Genomic DNA, 18,983 nt, shown 5'->3' on the forward strand with positions numbered 1-18,983 from the left:
TATACTCGGTGCAGTTGCCGCACCGCCGCGTGCAGCGTCTGGAACCGCCATGGCCGCTGGAGGCAACGCGGCGGCCACCTACAGGAGTTTGCGCTTTGGATCTCGCTACCCTCATCGGACTCATCGGCGCCATGGCCATCGTCATGGCCGCCATTGTTTTGGGTGCCGATCCGGGCGGTTTTATCGACCCGGCTTCGGTGCTGATCGTGATCGGCGGCAGCGTGTTCGTGGTGCTGTCCAAGTTCAGCCTGCAGCAATTTTTGGGTGCTTTCAAGGTTGCCGTCAAAGCCTTCAAGTTCAAGCTGCCGGCCACCGACGCGCTGATCGAGGAAATCCTGGAAGTCTCGCGCGTCGCGCGCAAGGACGGCTTTCTGGCGCTCGACGGGCACGACTCCGAAGTCGCCTTCTTCAAGATGGGCATCCAGATGATGGTCGACGGCCACGCGCCCGAGGTGGTGCGCACCAAGCTGGAAAAAGAGCGCCTGCTGACGCTGGACCGGCACCGCTGGGGCGCCAAGGTGTTTTCCGCCATGGGCGACGTGGCACCGGCCATGGGCATGATCGGCACCCTGATCGGCCTGGTGCAGATGTTGGCCAACATGGAAGACCCGGCCTCGATCGGCCCAGCGATGGCGGTGGCGCTGCTGACCACGCTCTACGGGGCCATCATGGCGACCATGGTCTTTTTGCCGCTGGCCGACAAGCTCAGCTTGCGCATGACCGAGGAAGCGCGCATGAACGCGATGCTGATCGATGCCGTGACCGCGATCCAAAGCGGCAGCAACCCGCGCGTGGTCGAGCAGCTTGTGAACAGCTACCTGCCGCCCAAGCAGCGCAAGACCGAGGACTGAGCCGTGGCCATGGAGGAACCGGAAGAGGAAAAGCGCTCCATGCCGCCCTGGGTCATGACCTTTGCCGACCTGATGTCGCTGCTGATGTGCTTTTTCGTGCTGCTGCTCTCTTTTGCCGAGATCGACGCCACCAAATTCAAGCAGATCGCCGAATCGCTCGAAAAAGCCTTTGGGGTGCAGCGCGAGGTGCCGGCGATGGAAATCCCCATGGGCACGAGCCCGGTGTTTGACCATTTCTCGCCGGGCCGCCCAGAGCCCACGCTGCTCGATGAGGTGCGCCAAAAAACCCAGCAACAAGACCCGCGTCTGCAAACCCACACCGCACAGGTGCTGGCGCAGCTCGAGCAAGCCACGCAGCAGCAAGTCGCGCGCACGGCGCAGCAACTGGCGCAAGCGCTGCAGCCCGAAATACAGGCCGGCAAGCTGCAACTGATGCAGGAAGAAAACCGGCTCATCATCCGCATCGAGGAGCGCGGCTCCTTTGGTTCAGGCTCGTCCGAGCTGTCGCGCGAGTTTCAGGGCATCTTGGGCGATATCGGCGATTCGCTGGCGCAGGTGCCGGGCCGGATTTCGATCGAGGGCCACACCGACAACATTCCGATGCGCTCGGCGCGCTATGCCTCGAACTGGGATCTGTCGGCGGCGCGCGCGGCTTCCGTGGCCAATGCCCTGCTGGCCAAGGGCGCGGTGAGCACGGAGCGCCTGCGCATCGGCGGGATGGCCGACACGCGGCCGGTGCAGGACAACCTCACGCCCGAAAACCGGGCCCAGAACCGGCGCGTGGAAATCGTGCTCGATCTGGAGCAGCCCATCGCCCAGTACCAAGCCAAGGTGCTCAGTTTGCTGGAGCAGGGGCGCGCCGAGGAGGCGTTTCAGGTCGGCTGGCAGTAGCGTGGCGCGTGGGCGCGGCTCGGGTCAGCGCCCTTGCGAGTCGGCAAACACGGTCTGGCTCTTTTGCGCCCGCATCAGGCGCGTGAGTTCGTCGCCAAAGTGGCGCACCAGCAGCTTGAAGCCGGCGTATTGCACCGGGTCGAGGTCGCTGCCCGCAGGGCCGCAGTCGGCCCACAGCACCCCGACCGAGCGCTGGTTCACATGCACCGCCCCCCACAGCGCGCCGCTGTCGAGCAGCTCGGGGCGCAGCTTTTCGGGCAGCAGGGCGCGCAGCCCGGCCACGCGGCCGCGTTCGGCCATGTAAAAACCGTTGGGCTGTGAAAAAACCTTGTCGATCAGGTTGTGCCCATCCAGCGCCAGGCTGTAGCGGCGCGGCTCGATCTCGGGGCCAAAACCGCGCGCCAGAAAACACACCAGCCTGTCGCCCTGCGCCATCTTCAGGAACAGCGCGTAGCGCTCCAGCCCCAAGCCGTCGGCCAGGCTGAGCTTGAAGGCGCGAAAGAAGGTGCTCAGGTCGGCGTGGCGGCCGCTGCGGCAGTCTTGCACGAACAGATCGATCAGGGTGCGAGAGTGGCTGCCGGGCTCGATCGAGCTCGGGCGCATGGGCGCGGGCCTGGGGCGTGGAGCGGGTGCTGGTGCGGGTGCTGGTGCGGGTGCTGGTGCGAGCACGGCGGGCACGGCGGAGACGGCGGAGACGGCGGCGGCGTGTACGCTGCGCAGGCGGGGCTTGGGTGGCCACAGCAGCCGTGCGGCCGGAGCGGCGCAAAAAACCCACAGATGCGGTTCCTGGCTGGCTTGCACGGCGGCGCGCCGGGTCGCGTCCAGCACCTGGTCGAACTTGAGGCGGCGGTGCGCCGAAAGGGCTTTGAGCACCAGCGTGCTGCGCCGGCTGTACCAGTCGTGCATCAGCTCGTGCGCCAGCATTTGCAGCATCGAGGGCAGGGTGCTGGGCCGGTGCAGCCAGCGCCCGATGTCGGGCGGGACTTCGGGCGGGTTGGTGCCCATCCAGGCCAGCCGGGCGGCGCGGCCGAGCAGCGCCGGCTCGAGCGCGTGCAGCAAGGTGGCGCTGTCGGTCTGAAACAGACCCAGGTCCACGGACACGGCGGCGCTGAGCTGCGTCAGCGTGCAGCCCAGCAGCTCCTGCTCGACCCGCGCTGGGCGTTCGTTGCCCTGCACCCGTTGCGCCAGAGTGTCGGCCAGGGCGGGCGCGGCCACGGCCAACAACCACTCGGCCACGTTTTGTGCCTGCACCGCGCCCATGCGCGCCAAGCCGGTCTGGCCCGGCTCGATCTGGGCAAACTGCAGCGCCAAATGCCCGGCCAGGCGGCTGGTTTGCAGCGCTTCGGCCAAGCGCAGGTGGCCCGGTCGATCCGGCTGCAGGCGCTGCTGGCCCAGGGTGTCGATCAGCTTGCCCAGGCGCGTGAGGCCGAGTATGCCCACGGCGTGGGCCAGGTCGCTGACGCGCTGGCCCTTGGGCATCGCGCTCTGCGCATGGCGCATCACCGCCAGGCCCAGCGGCAGGTCGCGGTTCAGGGCCTCGAGCAGGCGCGGGCCGGGCAGGTCGGGGTCTTGCAGCGCCTCGAGCACCTCGGGCGGGCTGACCAAGGGCAGCCGCACCGCTGCCAGGCGTTTGCGCCAGGCCGACAGTCCCAGTGGGGCAGGCGCGGCGGCAGGGGCGGATGGGGGGTATGGGCTGCTCATCTTGGGGTGGCATTGGGGCGGCCAGCTACTGTAAGCCATTGTGCGCCCAGTTTATGATGCCGACTCGCCTGCACCCTGTTTTTTGGAGACGCGCATGAGCCTCAAGCTGTATTTTTCGCCCGGAGCCTGTTCTTTTGTGGCGCACGCTGCGCTGGAGTTGGCTGGCGCCACCTTCGAGCCGGTGTTGCTCAAGCTGCACCGCGGCGAGCAGCGCAGTGCCGAGTTTCTGGCCCTCAACCCGCACGGTCAGGTGCCGGTGCTGGTCGATGGCTCCGATGCCATCAGCCAGATCGTGGCCATCGTGCTGCACCTGGACCAGCGCTTTGCCCAGGCGCAACTGTTGCCGCCAGCGGGCTTGGCGCGCACCCGGGCGCTGGAAAAGCTGCTGTGGATGAACAACACCGCGCACCCGACCTTCGGGCGCTTTTTTGCCCCTCAAAAGTTCAGCGACGACGCCGCTTGCCAGGCTTCGATCAAGGCGCACGCGCCGGGGCAGTACCGCAAGGAGCTGGCCGAAATCGAGCAGTGGGTGGCGCACAAGGACACGCCGTGGCTCGGCGGCGAACAGCCGGGTGCCGTCGATGCCTACGCGTTCACGCTGCTGCGCTGGGGTGGGCTGGCGGGGCTCGACCCGCAAAGCCTGCCGGCCACGTGGGCGCTGGTGCAGGCCTTTGCCGCCTTGCCGGCGGTGGCGCGGGTGATCGAGCGCGAGCGCCTGACGCTCAATCTGTATCGTCCTTAGACTGAAGTCCCCCCTTCCCCCTCCATTCCGGCCCGGCCCCGGGCTCACAGCATGTTGAGCGGAATCTTGAGGTAGCGCGTGCCGTTGTCCTCGGGCGGCGGCAGCTCGCCGGCGCGCACGTTGACCTGCACCGACGGCAGGATCAGCACCGGCATGTCGAGCGTCCGGTCGCGCGCGGTGCGCATGGCGACGAATTCGTCCTCGGCGGTGCCTTCGCGCACGTGGATGTTGGCCGCGCGCTGCTCGGCCACCGTGGTCTGCCACATTGCGGGGCGACCGCCGGGCAGGTAGTCGTGGCACAGGTGCAGCCGGGTCTGCGGTGGCAGCGCCAGCAGCTTGCCGATCGAGCGGTAGAGCGTGCGCGCGTCGCCGCCGGGGAAGTCGCAGCGCGCGGTGCCGTAGTCGGGCATGAACAGCGTGTCGCCGACGAAGGCGTCGTCGCCGACGAGGTAGGTCACGCACGCTGGTGTGTGGCCGGGCGTGTGCAGCACGCGCGCTTCGAGCGCGCCGATCGCGAACGTCTCGCCGTCCTCGAACAGGTGGTCGAACGGCCGGCCGTCGGTGTGCATGTCGGCGGCGTTGAAGACCTCCTTGAATACGCCCTGCACCTCGCGGATGCGCGCGCCGATGCCAATGCGCCCGCCGAGCCGGCGCTTGAGGTACGGCGCGGCCGAGAGGTGGTCGGCGTGCGCGTGCGTCTCGAGGTGCCAGTCCACGGTCAGCCCCATCGCCTCGACGTAGGCGATGACCTGGTCGGCCGACGCGGTCGATGTGCGCCCGGCCTTGGGGTCGTAGTCGAGCACGCTGTCGACGATCGCCGCGACCTTCGTCGCCGGGCACGAGACGACATGCGTGGCGGTGTAGGTCGCGGGGTCGAAGAATGACTTCACGAGGGCGGTGTTCATGAGGGCCTCCAGTGGCTGGGTGGTCGGTGGGACTGCAGGGATTTGATTGCTATACACTATACATTATTTTTAATCGTTGTATACTGATGCCAAATGAACCTCGTTGCCTCCCTTCAACCCGCACCGCCGGCCGTCGATGTCGCGTCGCTCGGAGCAAGCGCCCGCGAAGCGGCCGCGCTGCTCAAGGCGCTCGCGCATGCCGACCGGCTGCTGCTGCTGTGCCACCTGCTCGGCGGCGCGCGCACCGTCGGCGAGCTCGGCGCGGCCACCGGAATCCGCCAGCCCAACCTGTCGCAGCAACTCGCCGTGCTGCGCCACGAAGGGCTGGTCGCCACCCGCCGCGCCGGCAAGCATGTGCACTACCGCGTCGGTTCGTCGGCGGTCGAGACCGTGCTGCAGGCGCTCTACCGCCTGTACTGCCAGCCGCCGGGCGCCGCCGACTGCCACACGTCCACCCACTGACCCCTCGAAAGGCCCTCCGATGACGATCGACTGGAATGCATTCACCCCTTGGAGCGCGCTTGCCGGCGGCCTCTTGATTGGACTGGCGTCGGCGCTGTTCGTGCTCGGCAACGGCCGCATCGCCGGCATCGCCGGCATCGTCGGCAGCCCGCTGCGCGCGTTGCTGAGCGGCGCCTCGCTCGCGCCCGAGCGCACGCGGCTGCTGTTCATCGGCGGCCTGCTCGTCGCACCGTGGCTGTGGACGCTGGTCGCGCCGATGCCGCCGGTGCGCGTCGACGTCGGCTGGCTGACCCTGATCGCCGCCGGGCTGCTCGTCGGCGTCGGTGTGCGCATGGGCAACGGCTGCACCAGCGGCCACGGCGTCTGCGGTCTGAGCCGCTTCTCGCTGCGCTCGCTGGCCAACGTGCTGGCTTTCATGGGCGCGGGCTTCGCGACCGTCTACCTCATCCGCCACGTCATCTGAACCGGGAGCATCGTCATGAGCGCAGTCTACGCACTGACCGCCGGAATCGTCTTCGGCATCGGCCTGATCGCCGCCGGCATGACCGACCCAACCAAGATCAAGGCCTTCCTCGACCTCGCCGGCGCCTGGGACCCCAGCCTCGCGCTGGTCATGGCTGGCGCGATCGGCGTCGGCGTCTTTGCCTTCGCGGCGGCGCGCCGGCGCACGCACGCCTGGAGCGGCGAGCGCATGGAGCTGCCTTCGGGCAACCGGATCGACTGGCGCCTGCTGCTGGGCGGCGTCCTGTTCGGCGCCGGCTGGGGGCTTGGCGGCTTCTGTCCGGGCCCGGCGCTGGTCGCCGCCAGCTCGGGCGCGGCGAGCGGGCTGATCTTCGTCGCCGCGATGCTGGTCGGGATGGTCGCCTACGACAAGCTGCTGGCGCCGGGGGGCCGGCCGACTCCACCGCACGCCGGCGCGCGCTCGAGCTGATCGAGCAGATCCGGCCGTAGACAGGAAGCCGAACCCAAAACAGATGCCAAGTGCTTGTCGCACATGGATAAACTCGATCAGAGCATGGGCGCGCTTGAGCCTGGAGCTGCTCAGTCGTAACGGCGCGCGTCCTCGATCACCTTGCCGTCGTTGGGCAGGGTGCCGGGGGGCAGCAGCTCGACTTGGCCGCGCAGCTTGGTGACTTCACGCAGGCTGTGCTCGAGCGCCGCTGCCAGGCCGTCTGGGGCCGCGCCGGCACTGGAGCGCAGTTCGGCGCGCAGCAGCATCTGGTCGTCGGCCATCTGGCCGCTGACCACCAGGCGCCCTTTGTGCAGCTCGGGGTGGCGGCGCAGCACCTCGGCCACTTGCCCTGGGTGCACGAACATGCCCTTGATCTTGGTGGTCTGGTCGGCGCGGCCCAGCCAGCCCTTGATGCGCACGTTGCTGCGCCCGCTCGGGCAGGCGCCGGGCAGAATGGCCGACAGGTCGCCGGTGCCAAAGCGCAGCAGCGGGTAATCGGGGTTGAACACCGTCACCACCACCTCGCCCACCTCGCCCTCGGGCACCGGTTCGGTGGTGCCTGGGCGCACGATCTCGAGCAGCACCTGCTCATCGAGCACCAGGCCTTGGCGCGCCGCCGTTTCGTAGGCGATGACGCCGGCGTCGGCGGTGGCGTAGCACTGGTAGGCGGCAATGCCGCGCTCTTGCAACCAGTCGCGCAGCGACGGCGGAAAGGCCTCGCCCGAGACCAAGGCTTTGCGGATCGGCAGCTTTTGCCCGGCCTGCGCAGCTTTTTCGACCAGGATGCGCAAAAAGCTCGGGGTGCCGGTGTAGGCGCTCGGGCGCAGGTCGGCCATGGCGGCGAGCTGCTGCTCGGTGTTGCCGGTGCCGCCCGGAATCACGCTGCAAGCCAGCGCCTGGGCGCCGCTTTCCATCATCCAGGCGCCGGGCGTGAGGTGGTAGCTGAAACAGTTGTGTACCAACTCGCCAGGCTCGAAGCCCGCCGCCACCAGGGCGCGCGCCACGCGCCAGTAGTCGGGTGCCAAGCCTTCGGGTTCATAGATCGGGCCGGGCGACTGGTACACCCGGCGCACGCCACGGCTGTGGCGCAGGCCGCTCCAGCCGATGGTGGCAAAGCCGCCGAACGGGTCGTAAGCGTCTGCGCTGGCGGCGCGGCCCGCTTGCTGGCGCGCCAGCAAGTCGCTCTTGCGCATCAGCGGCAAGGCCGCCAGGGCGCTGCGGCTGCAGACGCTGTGCGGATCGACGCCGGCCAGGGTCTGGGCGTAGGCGGCGCTGTGCGTTTGCAAATGGCGCACGTGCGCGGGCAAGGCGGCGAGCAGGGCCGCTTCGCGTTCGGCCGCAGGGCGGGTTTCCAGGGCGTCGTAGTGGGCGGGCATGGTGGCGCGGCTTTCAGAGGGCTGAGGTTGGACGGTTGCAGGGCTGCGGGAGCTGGTGCCAGGTGCGGCGCGCAGCCGCATCAGGCCAGCCAGCGCTTGCGCCGCTTGTAGCTTTTCACGTCCTTGAAGCTCTTGCGCTCGGTCCCGCCCATGCCGAGGTAGAACTCTTTCACGTCCTCGTTGTTGCGCAGGTCATCGGCCTTGCCGTCCATGACGATGCGCCCGCTCTCCATGATGTAACCGTAGTCGGCGTAGCGCAGCGCCATGTTGGTGTTCTGCTCGGCGATCAGGAAGGTGACTTTCTCTTTCTGGTTCAGGTCGCGCACGATCTCGAACACCTCTTCGACGATCTGCGGCGCCAGCCCCATCGAGGGCTCGTCGAGCAGCAGCACGCTCGGGTTGGCCATCAGGGCGCGGCCGATGGCGCACATCTGCTGCTCGCCGCCCGAGGTGTAGGCGGCCTGGCTGGTGCGCCGGGTCTTGAGGCGCGGAAAGTAGTTGTAGACCTTCTCGAGGCTGGCCGCGATCTCGCCCTTGCCGCTGCGCGTGTAGGCGCCGGTGAGCAGGTTTTCTTCGATGGTCAGGTGGGCAAAGCAATGCCGCCCTTCCATCACCTGCACCACGCCGCGCTTGACCAGGTCGGAGGTGGTGAGGTGGTCGATGCGCTCGCCGCGCAGCTCCACGCTGCCTTTGGTGACTTCGCCGCGTTCGGCCTTGAGCAAATTGGAAATCGAGCGCAGGGTGGTGGTCTTGCCGGCGCCGTTGCCGCCCAGCACGGCGGCGATCTGGCCGTCGGCCACTTGCAGCGAAACGCCCTTGAGCACCAGGATCACGTGGTTGTAGATGACCTCGATGCCGTTGACGTTGATGACGATGGAAGGCGTGCTCATGGGTAAACCTCGACAGGGGGAACGGTTGGCGGTAGGGCAGTCGGCTGGCCGCGCCGCCTCGACGGGTGGGTCGGGAGCGGGTCGGCCAAGCGACTGCGGGCTGCCTGGGCGCACGGTCGGTGCACCCGCCACGGCAACCCGTCAGCCCCCGTGCTGCGCTGCCACCCGAAGGCGGCAGCGGCAGCCAGGGGGCCAGCCGGCTCAGCAGCCGGGTTCGGTGCGGCGCGTGATGTTGTTGTCGCGCGCAAAGGCTTCGGCCGATGCCGTGATCATGCGCGTGATCACGTTCATGTCGGCTTGCAGCCAGTCGGAAGACCAGTCAAAGCCGGTGCCGTTCCAGGTGTGGATGCGCATCAAGGCGGTGCCGACGTGGTTGCGGCACGAGGTTGCGATCGGGCCGCGCAGCACCCCGGCAAAGCCGAGCTGGTCCAGCCGCGCCTGGGTGATGTTGAGGTTCTCGTAGCCCCAGCGCGCTTGCTCGCCGGTGACGTGGCGGCCACGGCCAAAACGCTCTTGCGCCCGGAACACGCCCTCGACCGCCAGCATGGCGCCGACCACGCCGCGCATGTAGAGCACGTCGCCGACTTCGGCGCGCGGGCCGGTGCCTTGGCCACGGTCGTGCACCTGGGCCAGAATCTGGCGCACCACTTCGGAGTCACGCGCCTGGCCGTGCTGCATCATGACGGCGCTGTAGCCGCGGGCGTCGGCGCCGATGTCGCGCAGATCAGGCTCGGCCCCGCTCCACCAGGTGCCAAACATGCGGTCGCGCGGGAAACCGGTGGCCACCGCCTGGCGGATGGCGGTCGCGGTCATCACGCCCCAGGTCTGCATGATCACGAAGTCGGGCCGCTGCTGGCGGATCTGCAGCCAGATCGCGCGCTGCTCCACGCCGGGAGGCGGCACCGGCAGCGCCAGCACCGTGAAGCCGTGCATTTCGGCGCGGCGGTTGATGATCGGCAACACCTCGCGCCCAAACGGACTGTCGTGATAGACCACGGCGATGGTCTTGCCGCGCAGGCGGTCCCAGCCACCAGAGCGGTTGGCGATGTGTTGCAACACCACGTCGCCAGCGATCCAGTAGTGGCCCAACAGCGGGAACACCCACGGGAAGATGGCGCCGTCGGCGGTGTCGCTGCGGCCGTAACCCGAGGTGATCATGGGGATCTTGTCCACCGCCAAGCGCGGCATGAGCGCGAAGGTGATGCCGGTGGAGAGCGGCTGGAACACCGTGGCGCCGCCGTGGCGGCCCTTGAGGCGCTCGTAGCACTCGACGCCGCGGTCGGTGGCGTAGGCGGTTTCGCACTCCTCGACCAGCGTCATGACGCCGTTGATGCCGCCGCGGGCGTTGACCAGCTTCATGTAGTCGGCGTAGCCGTTGGCGAACGGCGTCGCGTTGGGGGCCACGGCGCCGGTGCGGCCGGTCAGGCTGGGGAAGAATTGCACCGGGGCCTGGGCCATGGCCAGGCTGGTGGTGAGGGCACTGGTCAGCGCGGCCACCGCCACCACGGCTGACAGTGCGAGTTTACGCAATCTCATGAAATGTCTCCTTGAACCAACACCTGACTCACACAAGGACGAGGCCGGCTGGCGAGGTGTCGGGCGCCAGCCACCAGAGGAAACAACCGGGCTGCTGTTCAGTGCGGGAACGGCCACAGACGCAGCTTGTGGCGCGCCATGCTCCAGTACTTGGCCAAGCCGTGCGGCTCCTTGATCAGGAACCAGACGATCAGGGCACCAAAGATCATGAACTCGGCGTGGCCCACCATGGCGGTCGAGATCTGCACCCCGAACAGGCCGCCGAACCAGGGCAGCAGCTGGTTGAGCACGATCGGCGTGATGACGATGAAGGCGGCGCCAAAGAAGCAGCCCATGATCGAGCCCAGCCCGCCGATGATGACGATGAACAGCAACTGGAACGAGCGGTTGATGTCGAACGACAGCGGTTCCCAGGAACCCAGGTGGATGAAGGCCCACAGCGCCCCAGCGACGCCGATGATGAAGGAGCTGATGGCAAAGGCGGTGAGCTTGGCGTACATGGGGCGGATGCCGATCACCGAAGCGGCCACGTCCATGTCGCGGATTGCCATCCATTCGCGCCCGATCGGGCCGCGCACCAGGTTCTTGGCCAACAAGGCGAACACGACCACGAAGCCGAGCACGAACAGGTACTTGTCCAGCGGGGTTTCAATGGCCCAGCCGAGCACGGCCAGGTTGCTGACTTCGGCGGTGCCGGCCGGGCTGTCGAGGGTGAACCAGCGCACGCGCACGAACAGCCAGTCAAAGAAGAACTGCGCCGCCAGTGTCGCCACGGCCAGGTACAGGCCCTTGACGCGCAGACTCGGGATGCCAAAAATGACGCCCGCCAGCATGGCGAAAAAGCCGCCCGAGAGCAGGGCCACGATCAGCGGCATGTCCTCGACGCGCATGAAGACGTTGTAGGCCATGTAGGCGCCCACGGCCATGAAGGCCCCCGAGCCCAGCGAGATCTGGCCGCAGTACCCCACCAGGATGTTGACCCCGATGGCGGCCAGCGCCAAGATCAGGAACGGCACCAGGATGGCGCGAAACAGGTACTCGTCGGCCAGCAGCGGCACGCCGATGAAGGCAAAGGCAATCAGGGCGATGATGGCGATGCGGTCTTGCTTGACGGCAAAAATCTGCTGGTCGGATTGGTAGGTGGTCTTGAACTGACCGTTTTCGCGGTAAAACATGATGGTTCCGTTCTTCCTGAGCGAGTGTTAGACGCGGTCGATGATCTTTTCGCCAAACAGGCCCTGCGGTCTGAACAGCAGCACCACCATCGCCAGCACGTAGGCAAACCAGATCTGGATGCCACCGCCCACCATCGGCCCGATATAGACCTCGGCCAGCTGCTCGCACACGCCGATGATCAGGCCGGCCACGATCGCGCCCGGGACTGAAGTGAGGCCGCCCAGGATGATCACCGGCAGCGCCTTGAGCGCCACGAAGGTGAGGGCGAACTGCACGCCCATCTTCTCGCCCCAGATCATGCCGGCCACCAGCGCCGTCAGGCCAGCCATGAACCAGACGATGACCCACATCCGGCCCAGCGGAATGCCGACCGACTGCGCCGCCTGGTGGTCGTCGGCCACGGCGCGCAGGGCGCGGCCGGTGCCGGTTTTCTGGAAAAACAGCGTCAGCAGCGCGACCATGGCCATCGCCATCAGCGCCGTGACGAGGTCGTCCTGGTTGATCAGCAGGCCGCCAGGGAACAGGCCTTCGAGGATGAAGATCGGCTCGGCAGGCAGACCCAGGTCGATGGCGTAGATGTCGCTGCCAAAGATGGTCTGGCCAAAGCCGTCGATGAAAAAGGTGATGCCCAGCGTCGCCATGAGCAACACCACCCCTTCTTGGTTCACCAGATGGCGCAGCACGAAGCGCTCGACCGCCCAGGCAAAAATCAGCATCAGGAACGCGGCGATGGCAAAAGCCAGGACGTTGGCCCACAGCAGGCTCTCAAAGCCCAGCCACTCGGGCAGCCACTCGGCAAAGCGCGCCATGGCCAGCGCGGCAAACAGCACCATCGCGCCTTGGGCAAAGTTGAACACGCCCGAGGCCTTGAAGATCAACACAAAGCCCAGCGCCACCAGCGAGTAGAGCACGCCGTTCATCAGCCCGGCGATGAGGGTTTCGAGGAAAAATCCCATGTCTGGTCTCCTGTTTCAGTGGCTGGTGCCGAGGTAGGCGCTGATCACGTCGGGGTTGGCGCGCACCTCGTCGGGCACACCGTCGCCGATCTTCTTGCCGTAGTCGAGCACCACCACGCGGTCGGAGATGTCCATCACCACGCTCATGTCGTGCTCGATGAGCACGATGGTGGTGCCAAACTCGTCGTTGACGTCGAGCACGAAGCGGCACATGTCCTGCTTTTCTTCGACGTTCATGCCCGCCATGGGCTCGTCGAGCAGCAGCACCTGCGGCTCCATGGCCAGCGCGCGCCCGAGGTCGACGCGCTTTTGCAGCCCGTAGGGCAGTTGCCCGACCGGGGTCTTGCGGTGGGCCTGGATTTCGAGAAAGTCGATGATGCGCTCGACCTTCTCACGGTGCTCGCATTCCTCGCGCTCGGCCGGGCCCCAGCGCAGCGCCTGCAGCAGCAGGTTGCTCCTGATGCGCAGGTTGCGCCCGGTCATGAGGTTGTCGATCACGCTCATGCCCTTGAACAGCGCCAGGTTCTGGAACGTGCGCGCCACCCCCAGTTCGGCCACCTGGCGGCTGTTCATGTGCTTGAAGGTCTGGCCGCGGAAGGTGATCGAGCCCTCCTGCGGCTTGTAGACGCCGTTGATGCAGTTGAGCATCGAGCTCTTGCCGGCGCCGTTGGGGCCGATGATGGCGCGGATCTCGTGCTCGCGCACGTCGAACGAGATGTCGCTCAGCGCCTTCACGCCGCCGAAGCGCAGGCTGATGTGGTTGACGTCGAGGATGACGTCGCCGATTTTTTTCTTGCTCATGCCAAACTCCGTAGTCCCAGTGCCAAGTGCAGGGTGGTGGGCTTCATGCGGCTGCCTTGACGTTGGCGTAGGTCTGCACGTCGAGCAGCTTGAGCGTGGCGCTCACTTTGCCGGTGCGCCCGTCCTCGAACTTGACCTGGGTTTCGATGAACTGCTCGGCCTTGCCGCCGTAGAGCGCATCGACCAGCACCGCGTACTTCTCGCCGATGAAGCCGCGGCGCACCTTGTTGGTGCGCGTGAGCTCGCCGTCGTCGGGGTCGAGTTCTTTGTGCAGCACCAGAAAGCGGTGGATCTGGCTGCCCGCCAGCAGCGCGTCGCGGCTCAGGTCGGCGTTGACCTGCTCGACGCAGCCCTTGATGAGCTGCAGCACCTCGGCCTTGCCGGCCAGGTCGGTGTAGCCGGCGTAGGGCAGGTTGCGGCGCTCGGCCCAGTTGCCCACGGCCTCGAGGTCGATGTTGATGAACACGCACACGCGCTCGCGCCCGTCGCCGTAGGCCACCGCCTCTTTGATGTAGGGGAAGAACTTGAGCTTGTTCTCGACGTATTTGGGCGCGAACAGGGCGCCGTCGTTGGCCCCGCCCTTGATGCGGCCCACGTCCTTGACGCGGTCGATGATTTTCAGGTGGCCGCTGGCGTCGATGAAGCCGGCGTCGCTGGTGTGGTACCAGCCGTCGGCTGTGAGCACCTCGCGCGTGGCTTTTTCGTTTTTGTAGTATTCCTTGAGCAGCCCCGGCGATCTGACCAGGATTTCGCCGTTGTCGGCCAGTTTGATCTCGACGCCATCGATGGGCACGCCCACGGTATCGGCGCGCACCTCGTGGTCGGGCTGCAGGCAGACGAACACCGCCGTTTCGGTCGAGCCGTAGAGCTGTTTGAGGTTGATGCCGATCGAGCGGTAAAAGGTGAACAGGTCGGGGCCGATGGCCTCGCCGGCGGTGTAGGCCACGCGCACGCGCGAAAATCCGAGTGTGTTGCGCAGCGGCCCATAGACCATCAGGTTGCCCAGCGCGTACAGCAGTCGGTCGGCCATGCCGATGCTTTTGCCGTCCATGAGCGCCGGGCCGACCTTTCTGGCGTGCTCCATGAAGCCGTTGTAAAGCTTGCGCTTGAGCGCGCCGGCGTCTTCCATGCGGATGGTGACGTTGGTCAGCAGGCCCTCGAACACCCGCGGCGGCGCGAAGTAGTAGGTGGGGCCGATTTCCTTGAGGTCGATGGTCACGGTGGCGGTCGATTCGGGGCAGTTGACCACGTAGCCGCACGCCAGCCACTGCGCGTAGCTGAAGATGTTCTGCCCGATCCAGGCCGGCGGCAGGTAGGCCAGCACCTCTTCGTTCTCGGTGAGTTTGTCAAAGCGCGCGCCGGCGGCGGCGCGATCGAGCAGCGAGGCGTGGGTGTGCACCACGCCCTTGGGGTTGCCGGTGGTACCCGAGGTGTAGAACATGGCCGCCACATCGTCGGCGCGCGCCTGCTCGGCTTCGTTTTTGAAAAAGTCGGGGTGCTGCTGCACAAACACGGCCCCGGCGGCGATCACTTCCTGCAAGCCGGCCAGGCCGGGCTCGTCGTAGTTGCGCAGACCCCGTGGGTCGTCGTACAGAATGTGCTCGAGCAGCGGGCACTGCGAGCGGATTTCGAGCATCTTGTCCACCTGCTCCTGGTCTTCGACGACCACGAAGCGCACCTCGGTGTTGGTGATGGGAAAAACGCATTCGGCGGCGACCGCGTCCTGGTACAGCGGCACCGGGATCGCGCCCAGGGCCTGCGCCGCCAGCATGGAGGCGTACAGGCGCGGCCGGTTGGCCCCGATGACGATCAGGTGTTCGCCGCGGCGCAAGCCCAGCTGGTGCAGGCCGGCGGCGATGTGGCTGGCCAAGTCGGCCACGCCGCGCCAGTCGGTGCTCTGCCAGATGCCGTATTCCTTTTCGCGCATCGCCGGCGCGCCAGGGCGCTTGGCGGCGTGCTCCAGCAACAAGCGTGGGAAGGTGGTCTGCATATCGTCTCCTCTGAGCGGTCGGCCCGGCCCATGAGCGGGCGTCATATCGGCTTGAATCTGCAGCACACTGTATGCTAGGGTTTGACGCCATGTTGTCCTTGCGACGACAATCTAGGGTGCAGCCCTCCTGGGACTTACCCTAGGGTCTGTGGCGCGACTGGAGGCAACGATGGTTTATCGGCAAGGTTTGCGGCAGCGGGCGCGGGCTTTGAGCGACGCGGAGTTTGCGGCGATCGTCTGGGTGCCGCGCCTGAGCGCAGACGAGCGCCAACGCGTGCGCAGCGAGCTGATGGTGACGCTGGCGCAGCCGGGCGATTCGATTTGCCGCGTGGGGCGACCGGTGACGTATTGGTTTGGGCTGGTCGAGGGCCTGCTCAAGATGAGCAACGACGACAGCCTGGGCCCGATCATGACCTTTGCCGGCCTGGCCCCCGGGGGCTGGTTTGGCGAGGGCACGGCGCTCAAGCGCGAGCCCTACCGCTACAACGTGCAGGCGCTGCGCAAGAGCCTGGTGGCGGGGCTGCCGGTCGAGACCTTTCACTGGCTGCTGGACCATTCGATCGGCTTCAACCGTTTCGTCATGTGCCAGCTCAACGAGCGCCTGGGCCAGTTCATCGCCGCGCGCGAAATCGACCGCCTCAGCGAACCCGAGGTGCGCGTGGCGCGCAGCCTGGCGAACCTGTTCCACCCAGGCCTGTTCCCGGGCGTGGGGCAGATGCTGCGCATCACGCAGCAGGAGCTGGCCTATCTGGTCGGGCTGTCGCGCCAGCGCGTGAACCTGGCGCTGGCGGCGCTGCATGAGCAAGGGCTGATCGAGGTCGGCTACGGCGGCTTGCGCGTGCTCGACCTGGCGCGCCTGCGCGGCTACCGCATGCCCGGCGCGGGCTGATCGGGGCCGATTTTTGGCTGGGGCTGGGGCTGGGGCTGGGGCTGGCAGGGGCTGCCGGCCTCATGCCGTCCGCTGCGCGGCCAAAAATCGGCCAACAGCCCCTGCCAGCCCCAGCCCCAGCCCCAGCCGAGAGCCCCTTGGCTTCCATCCGGCAACTTGAAATCCCTCAGCCAGCCCCAAGCTAGTTTTGCGTTGCGCTCAGCGCACATCCAGTTTCCGATCATCCGCTGTTACCGAACCCCCCTACGCATCCCATGAGCACCCATCACACCTTCCAGGCCGAAGTGGCCCAACTGCTGCATCTGGTCACGCATTCGCTGTATTCCAACAAAGACATCTTCTTGCGCGAGCTGATCTCCAACGCCTCCGACGCCTGCGACCGGCTGCGCTTCGAGGCGCTGGACCACGCAGCGCTGTTCGAAAACGCACCCGAGCTCGAGGTGCGCGTCGATTTCGACGCCGCGGCCAAAACGCTCAGCATCAGCGACAACGGCATCGGCATGAGCGCGGCCGAGGCGATCGAGCACCTGGGCACCATCGCCAAGAGCGGCACCAAGGCCTTCATGAGCCGCCTGAGCGGCGACCAGCAAAAAGACGCGCAACTGATCGGCCAGTTTGGCGTCGGTTTTTACTCCGGTTTCATCGTCGCCGACCGCATCGTGGTCGAGAGCCGCCGCGCCGGCTTGCCGCCCGAGCAAGGGGTGCGCTGGGTGAGTGAGGGCACGGGCGAGTTCGAGACCGAAGCCATCACCCGCGCCGCACGCGGCACCTGCATCACCTTGCACCTGCGCGACGACGCCGCCGAATACCTGAACCGCTGGAAGCTCAAGGGCATCATCGCCAAATACTCCGACCACATCAGCTTGCCGATCCTGATGCGCAAAGAGGAATGGGACGCCGAAAGCAAGGAGCAGCGCCTGAGCGACGAGTGGGAGCGCGTCAACAGCGCCAGCGCCCTCTGGACGCGGCCCAAGAAAGAGCTCAGCGACGAGCAGTACCGCGACTTTTACCAGGCCATCAGCCACGACTACGAGCCGCCGCTGGCCTGGAGCCACAACCGCGTCGAGGGCAGCACCGAGTACACGCAACTGCTCTACATCCCGGCCAAGGCACCGTTTGACCTCTGGAACCGCGACAAGAAGGCCGGTGTCAAGCTCTACGTGCGGCGCGTGTTCATCATGGACGAGGCCGAAGCGCTGCTGCCGCCCTACCTGCGCTGGGTCAAGGGCGTGGTCGATTCGGCCGACTTGCCGCTCAACGTCAGCCGCGAGCTGCTGCAGGAAAGCCGCGACGTGCGCGCCATCCGCGAGGGCAACACCCGGCGCGTGCTGGCGCTGCTCGAGGAGCTGGCGCAGCAGGGGGAGCCGCCCGCCGCCGCCGAGGCCACCGAGGCCACCGAGGCCACCGAGGCCAGCGCAGGCACCGAGGCCGCGCCGCCGCAACCCAACGACAAGTACCGCCGCTTTTACGCCGAGTTTGGCGCCGTGCTCAAAGAGGGCTTGGGCGAGGACTTTGGCAACCGCGAGCGCATCGCGCGCCTGCTGCGCTTTGCCTCCACCCACAGCGACGCCGTGGCCGTGAGCCTGGCCGACTACAAGGCGCGCATGAAAGCGGGCCAGCAAGCGATCTACTACCTCACGGCCGATAACCTGGACGCAGCCAAGAGCAGTCCGCAGCTCGAGCTGTTTCGCAAAAAGGGCATCGAGGTGTTGCTGATGACCGATCGCGTCGATGAGTGGGCGCTGTCGTTCCTGCACGAGTTCGACGGCACTGCGCTGCAGAGCGTGGCCAAGGGCGCGGTGGACTTGGGCCAGCTGCAAGACGAGGCCGAAAAGCAGGCCACCGAGGCCGCCGCCGAGCAGTACAAGCCCTTGCTCGAGCGCCTGAAGGCGGTGCTGGCCGACAAGGCCTCGGACGTGCGCATGACCGCGCGCCTGGTCGATTCACCCGCTTGCCTGGTGGTGGGCGAGGGCGAGCTGTCGAACCAGCTCACGCGCATGCTCAAGGCGGCCGGGCAAAAAGCCCCCGATGCCAAGCCGATCCTGGAGCTCAATCCGGCGCACGCGCTGGTGCAAAAGCTCGAGGGTGCGGCGCAGTTCGACGACCTGGCGCACATTCTGTTCGACCAGGCGCTGCTGGCCGAAGGCGGGCTGCCGCAAGACCCGGCCGGCTACGTGCGCCGCGTTAACTCCTTGCTGGTCTGAGCCCACTTGCGAGGCTGGGGGCCGCTCTCGCAGCCTCTCACTCCAGGGTCGCCGCGTACTCGATGATGGCGCGGTGGTCCGGGGCCAGCAGCTTGTAGCGGATGCCGTCGTTGGCGAGCAGGGTGCGCATCTGGCTGTCGATGGCGCGCGCCTGGGTTTCGTCCTGCAGGCGGCCGCTGCGGATGTATTTTTTGTCCAGGTCGCGCTGCACGAAGATGTTGATGTTGTCGAACTGCCGGTACCAGGCCAGTATCTGGGCGTGGGTTTTGCCCACGTCGCAGATGTTGTCGGCGTAGGTCTGGTTGTAGTAGAGCATTTGCGGCAGCGAGCCCTCGGTGACCAGGTACTGCACCTGGCCGTTGAGCACCTCCAGCATCTGAAACTGCTCCAGCGCAAGGGCGTACTGGTTGCGCAACGAGGCAAAATCGCGCTGCCAGACGTGGATTTTGGCGATCTCGGGCACCATTTCCACCGTTTTGCCCATCAGGTGCAGCTTGAGCACGATGCTGGAGGAAAACAGCGATTTGTCGCAGCCAGGCCCGCCGATGATGTTGATCACCTTGGTGCGGTACAGGTGCATCTTGTTTTCGGGCTGGATCGGGTCGGTATAGGTGACGCGGGTGCTCATGCGTGTCTCCGGTAAGCGGGGAAACTGGGTGCA

General features: G+C 66.8%; 18 protein-coding genes. 8 read left to right on the forward strand and 10 right to left on the reverse strand.

The window, feature by feature from the left end; genetic code table 11:
* Nucleotides 1–95 precede the first annotated feature (95 nt).
* Nucleotides 96–851 (forward strand): flagellar motor protein PomA, encoded by a 756-nt coding sequence (gene pomA, locus AAAZ40_RS02040; RefSeq protein WP_476660939.1) that lies wholly within the window; start codon nt 96–98, stop codon nt 849–851.
* Nucleotides 852–860: 9 nt separating this feature from the next.
* Nucleotides 861–1,742 carry a type VI secretion system protein TssL, long form gene (tssL, locus tag AAAZ40_RS02045; RefSeq protein ID WP_476660940.1) on the forward strand — a complete coding sequence of 294 codons (882 nt, stop codon included), beginning with the start codon at nt 861–863 and terminating at the stop codon, nt 1,740–1,742.
* Nucleotides 1,743–1,766: 24 nt separating this feature from the next.
* On the opposite strand, the gene AAAZ40_RS02050 is transcribed toward tssL, so the two are convergent.
* The gene (locus AAAZ40_RS02050; RefSeq protein WP_476660941.1) at nt 1,767–3,443 is read right to left on the reverse strand and encodes an HDOD domain-containing protein; all 1,677 of its coding nucleotides are present in this window, start codon (nt 3,441–3,443) and stop codon (nt 1,767–1,769) included.
* Between the two features lie 94 nt (nt 3,444–3,537).
* Here AAAZ40_RS02050 and AAAZ40_RS02055 point away from each other — a divergent pair, with 94 nt between their 5' ends.
* Nucleotides 3,538–4,185 (forward strand): glutathione S-transferase family protein, encoded by a 648-nt coding sequence (locus AAAZ40_RS02055; protein ID WP_476660942.1) that lies wholly within the window; start codon nt 3,538–3,540, stop codon nt 4,183–4,185.
* Nucleotides 4,186–4,229: 44 nt separating this feature from the next.
* Here the strand turns inward: AAAZ40_RS02055 and AAAZ40_RS02060 are convergent, their stop codons facing one another.
* A complete protein-coding gene (locus AAAZ40_RS02060; protein WP_476661663.1) occupies nt 4,230–5,090 on the reverse strand; it encodes an MBL fold metallo-hydrolase in 861 nt (286 codons plus the stop codon).
* A gap of 93 nt (nt 5,091–5,183) precedes the next feature.
* Between AAAZ40_RS02060 and AAAZ40_RS02065 the strand changes: the two genes are divergently transcribed.
* From AAAZ40_RS02065 to AAAZ40_RS02075, 3 genes are read left to right on the forward strand one after another with little or no spacing between them, the layout of a single operon-like run.
* Complete coding sequence (locus AAAZ40_RS02065; protein WP_476660943.1) at nt 5,184–5,552, forward strand: ArsR/SmtB family transcription factor; 369 nt, start codon at nt 5,184–5,186, stop codon at nt 5,550–5,552.
* A 19-nt stretch (nt 5,553–5,571) separates the two neighbouring features.
* Entirely contained in the window at nt 5,572–6,015 is a 444-nt protein-coding gene (locus tag AAAZ40_RS02070) for a YeeE/YedE family protein (protein WP_476660944.1), read from the forward strand.
* 15 nt (nt 6,016–6,030) lie between these two features.
* Nucleotides 6,031–6,483, forward strand: coding sequence for a DUF6691 family protein (locus AAAZ40_RS02075; RefSeq protein ID WP_476660945.1), 453 nt, complete (start codon nt 6,031–6,033; stop codon nt 6,481–6,483).
* Between the two features lie 110 nt (nt 6,484–6,593).
* On the opposite strand, the gene AAAZ40_RS02080 is transcribed toward AAAZ40_RS02075, so the two are convergent.
* From AAAZ40_RS02080 to AAAZ40_RS02110, 7 genes are all read right to left on the reverse strand, one after another.
* Entirely contained in the window at nt 6,594–7,880 is a 1,287-nt protein-coding gene (locus AAAZ40_RS02080; protein ID WP_476660946.1) for a phenylacetate--CoA ligase family protein, read from the reverse strand.
* An 80-nt stretch (nt 7,881–7,960) separates the two neighbouring features.
* The gene (locus tag AAAZ40_RS02085; protein ID WP_476660947.1) at nt 7,961–8,770 is read right to left on the reverse strand and encodes an ABC transporter ATP-binding protein; all 810 of its coding nucleotides are present in this window, start codon (nt 8,768–8,770) and stop codon (nt 7,961–7,963) included.
* Between the two features lie 201 nt (nt 8,771–8,971).
* Nucleotides 8,972–10,306: an ABC transporter substrate-binding protein gene (locus AAAZ40_RS02090; RefSeq protein ID WP_476660948.1), complete on the reverse strand. Its 1,335-nt coding sequence runs from the start codon at nt 10,304–10,306 to the stop codon at nt 8,972–8,974.
* Nucleotides 10,307–10,404: 98 nt separating this feature from the next.
* A complete protein-coding gene (locus AAAZ40_RS02095) occupies nt 10,405–11,481 on the reverse strand; it encodes a branched-chain amino acid ABC transporter permease (RefSeq protein ID WP_476660949.1) in 1,077 nt (358 codons plus the stop codon).
* 27 nt (nt 11,482–11,508) lie between these two features.
* Nucleotides 11,509–12,438: a branched-chain amino acid ABC transporter permease gene (locus AAAZ40_RS02100; protein WP_476660950.1), complete on the reverse strand. Its 930-nt coding sequence runs from the start codon at nt 12,436–12,438 to the stop codon at nt 11,509–11,511.
* A gap of 15 nt (nt 12,439–12,453) precedes the next feature.
* Complete coding sequence (locus tag AAAZ40_RS02105) at nt 12,454–13,239, reverse strand: ABC transporter ATP-binding protein (protein ID WP_476660951.1); 786 nt, start codon at nt 13,237–13,239, stop codon at nt 12,454–12,456.
* 43 nt (nt 13,240–13,282) lie between these two features.
* On the reverse strand, nt 13,283–15,229 hold the full coding sequence (locus tag AAAZ40_RS02110; protein WP_476660952.1) for an AMP-dependent synthetase/ligase: 1,947 nt from the start codon (nt 15,227–15,229) through the stop codon (nt 13,283–13,285).
* 169 nt (nt 15,230–15,398) lie between these two features.
* Between AAAZ40_RS02110 and AAAZ40_RS02115 the strand changes: the two genes are divergently transcribed.
* Nucleotides 15,399–16,118: a Crp/Fnr family transcriptional regulator gene (locus tag AAAZ40_RS02115; RefSeq protein ID WP_476660953.1), complete on the forward strand. Its 720-nt coding sequence runs from the start codon at nt 15,399–15,401 to the stop codon at nt 16,116–16,118.
* Nucleotides 16,119–16,372: 254 nt separating this feature from the next.
* Nucleotides 16,373–18,322 carry a molecular chaperone HtpG gene (gene htpG, locus AAAZ40_RS02120; RefSeq protein WP_476660954.1) on the forward strand — a complete coding sequence of 650 codons (1,950 nt, stop codon included), beginning with the start codon at nt 16,373–16,375 and terminating at the stop codon, nt 18,320–18,322.
* Between the two features lie 37 nt (nt 18,323–18,359).
* On the opposite strand, the gene AAAZ40_RS02125 is transcribed toward htpG, so the two are convergent.
* On the reverse strand, nt 18,360–18,950 hold the full coding sequence (locus AAAZ40_RS02125; protein ID WP_476660955.1) for a hypothetical protein: 591 nt from the start codon (nt 18,948–18,950) through the stop codon (nt 18,360–18,362).
* Nucleotides 18,951–18,983: the final 33 nt, after the last annotated feature.

Source organism: Serpentinimonas sp. SMBJO2, from assembly GCF_056341105.1.

Bases quoted from the DNA above. Each gene is read 5' to 3' on its own strand.
- AAAZ40_RS02115 (WP_476660953.1), top strand. From the start codon at position 15,399: ATGGTTTATCGGCAAGGTTTGCGGCAGCGGGCGCGGGCTTTGAGCGAC.
- AAAZ40_RS02100 (WP_476660950.1), bottom strand. From the start codon at position 12,438: ATGGGATTTTTCCTCGAAACCCTCATCGCCGGGCTGATGAACGGCGTG.
- AAAZ40_RS02095 (WP_476660949.1), bottom strand. From the start codon at position 11,481: ATGTTTTACCGCGAAAACGGTCAGTTCAAGACCACCTACCAATCCGAC.
- AAAZ40_RS02090 (WP_476660948.1), bottom strand. From the start codon at position 10,306: ATGAGATTGCGTAAACTCGCACTGTCAGCCGTGGTGGCGGTGGCCGCG.
- AAAZ40_RS02055 (WP_476660942.1), top strand. From the start codon at position 3,538: ATGAGCCTCAAGCTGTATTTTTCGCCCGGAGCCTGTTCTTTTGTGGCG.
- AAAZ40_RS02085 (WP_476660947.1), bottom strand. From the start codon at position 8,770: ATGAGCACGCCTTCCATCGTCATCAACGTCAACGGCATCGAGGTCATC.
- htpG (WP_476660954.1), top strand. From the start codon at position 16,373: ATGAGCACCCATCACACCTTCCAGGCCGAAGTGGCCCAACTGCTGCAT.
- tssL (WP_476660940.1), top strand. From the start codon at position 861: ATGGAGGAACCGGAAGAGGAAAAGCGCTCCATGCCGCCCTGGGTCATG.
- AAAZ40_RS02105 (WP_476660951.1), bottom strand. From the start codon at position 13,239: ATGAGCAAGAAAAAAATCGGCGACGTCATCCTCGACGTCAACCACATC.
- AAAZ40_RS02125 (WP_476660955.1), bottom strand. From the start codon at position 18,950: ATGAGCACCCGCGTCACCTATACCGACCCGATCCAGCCCGAAAACAAG.
- AAAZ40_RS02050 (WP_476660941.1), bottom strand. From the start codon at position 3,443: ATGAGCAGCCCATACCCCCCATCCGCCCCTGCCGCCGCGCCTGCCCCA.
- AAAZ40_RS02060 (WP_476661663.1), bottom strand. From the start codon at position 5,090: ATGAACACCGCCCTCGTGAAGTCATTCTTCGACCCCGCGACCTACACC.
- AAAZ40_RS02075 (WP_476660945.1), top strand. From the start codon at position 6,031: ATGAGCGCAGTCTACGCACTGACCGCCGGAATCGTCTTCGGCATCGGC.
- AAAZ40_RS02080 (WP_476660946.1), bottom strand. From the start codon at position 7,880: ATGCCCGCCCACTACGACGCCCTGGAAACCCGCCCTGCGGCCGAACGC.
- AAAZ40_RS02070 (WP_476660944.1), top strand. From the start codon at position 5,572: ATGACGATCGACTGGAATGCATTCACCCCTTGGAGCGCGCTTGCCGGC.
- AAAZ40_RS02065 (WP_476660943.1), top strand. From the start codon at position 5,184: ATGAACCTCGTTGCCTCCCTTCAACCCGCACCGCCGGCCGTCGATGTC.
- AAAZ40_RS02110 (WP_476660952.1), bottom strand. From the start codon at position 15,229: ATGCAGACCACCTTCCCACGCTTGTTGCTGGAGCACGCCGCCAAGCGC.